This is a genomic window from Aurantiacibacter xanthus (assembly GCF_003584015.1).
GTDB classification, from domain to species: domain Bacteria; phylum Pseudomonadota; class Alphaproteobacteria; order Sphingomonadales; family Sphingomonadaceae; genus Alteraurantiacibacter; species Alteraurantiacibacter xanthus.
Genome location: NZ_QXFM01000090.1, coordinates 1 through 2198 on the forward strand (window position 1 = coordinate 1; position 2198 = coordinate 2198).

General features: G+C 67.2%; 1 protein-coding gene. It reads left to right on the forward strand.

What is annotated here, in order from left to right:
• Nucleotides 1-36 precede the first annotated feature (36 nt).
• On the forward strand, nt 37-2198 hold a 2162-nt coding region (locus D2V17_RS09870; RefSeq protein ID WP_191229146.1), incomplete at its 3' end, for a non-ribosomal peptide synthetase.

Consider the following 2198-nt stretch of genomic DNA (forward strand, 5'->3'; position numbering starts at 1 on the left):
GTGGCGCGGAGCCGGGAAGTGTGCCTCGACGCCTATATGAACCAGGACGTGCCGTTCGAGCGGTTGGTGGAGGTACTCGACCCGCCGCGGGTGCTGGGGCGCCAGCCCTTGTTCCAGACGATGCTGGTGCTGAACAGCGGGGCGGAGGGCAGCTTTGCAGCGCCCGGCCTGAAGACGCAGCCCCTGTCCGTCAGCGTGCCGACGGCGAAGTTCGATCTGTGCTTCACCTTCACCGAAGAAGATGGAGCCTGGCGCGGCGAGCTTGAATACAGCGCCGAGCTGTTTGATCGGGCAAGCGCGGAGGGCCTGGCGGCGCGCCTGATCGGCGTGCTGGAGCAGGGTGTGGCGGACCCGGACCAGCCGTTGCCGAAGCTGAGCGTGCTGCTGCCGGGTGAAGCGAGCCGACTGACAGAGGATTTCGCGGGACCTCGGCGCTCGCTGCCCGAACCCGCAACGCTGCCGGGGCTGTTCGAAGCGCAGGCAGCACGCACGCCGAAGGCGATCGCGCTCACGGACGGGGAGCGATCGCTGGACTATGCCGGGCTCGAGGCCGCAGCCAACCGCATCGCCTGGCGCCTGATCGGGCTGGGCGCGGGTCCCGAGACAGTGGTGGCGCTGGCGTTCGATCGGTCGATCGAGATGGTGACGGCGGTGCTGGGCGTGCTGAAGGCGGGCGCCGCCTATCTTCCGCTCGATCCCGATCTGCCGGCCGAACGCCTCGACTTCCTGCTGTCCGATGCGCGGCCGCAGGCTGTGCTGACGACGCGCGTGCTCGCCGACCGCCTGACAGGCCTGGCTGAGGCCGATGCCACACTGATCGCGATTGACGACGATGCCGGTCTCGATGCCGCGCCTGACCATGCGCCGATGGACGCCGATCGCGTCGCGCCGCTCGACCCGAGGCATCCCGCCTATCTCATCTACACGTCAGGCAGCACCGGTCAGCCGAAGGCCGTCTGCATCGAGCATCGTCAGATCTCACGGCTGTTCGATGCGGCGCGTTCATGGATGGCCTTCGACGGCGGCGATGTCTGGACGTTGTTCCACGCTTACGCCTTCGATTTCTCAGTCTGGGAGATCTGGGGCGCATTGCTGCATGGCGGGCGGCTGGTAATTGTGCCCGGTCTAATTGCTCGCTCTCCGGATCAGTTTCGCACACTGATTGCCAAAGAAGGGGTAACCGTCCTCAACCAGACACCATCGGCTTTCTATCAACTCATTCAAGCAGACGCTTCCGACGACCTCGCTCCAATTGCGCTGAGGACTGTGATATTCGGTGGCGAAGCGCTCGACATTCCGCGGCTGCAGTCTTGGGTCGATCGGCATCCGGTGCGCCCTCGGCTGATCAATATGTACGGCATCACCGAAACGACTGTCCATGTGACTGCGGCGCCGATCGACCTGCCGACGATCGCTGCGACACAACGGGGCTGGATCGGTACGGGTCTCGCGGACCTGCAGGTCTACATATTGGATTCCGGGCTTGATCTGTGCCCGCCTGGTGTGGTGGGGGAGCTCTATGTGTCGGGCGCCGGGCTGGCGCGCGGATATCACGGCCGGCCCGGGCTGACCGCGTCGCGCTTCGTGGCGAGCCCGTTCGGGGACGGAGAGCGGCTCTATCGGACCGGCGACCGAGGCGCCTGGCGGTCGGATGGCCAGCTCGTCTATCACGGTCGCGCCGACAATCAGGTGAAGCTGCGCGGCTTCCGCATCGAGCCGGCGGAGATCGAGGCGGCGCTGCTCGACCAGCCCGAGGTGGCGCAGGCCGCAGTGGTGGTACGCGGCACGGACGCTGATGCGCGCCTCGTCGGCTATGTAGTGGTGGCCCCAGGCACGGACATAGACGTGACAGTGCTGCGGACCCGCCTCGCCGGGCGGTTGCCGGGCTACATGGTGCCCGCCGCGCTGGTCGCGCTGGATCGCCTGCCGCTGACGGTCAATGGCAAACTGGACCGGACGGCGCTGCCCGAGCCGGCAGTGGTCGTGGCCGCGCACGTGGCGCCGGCCACGCCCGACGAGGTGACACTCTGTGCGATCGTCGCCGAGCTGGTCGGTGCCCCCCGGGTCGGGATGGAGGACAACTTCTTCCATCTCGGCGGTCACTCACTGCTGGCGGTGCGCCTGGTCGCCCGCCTGCGCGAGCGCCTCGACCGAGATGTCTCCGTCCGCATGGTGTTCGAGCATCCCGTTCTCCAGAA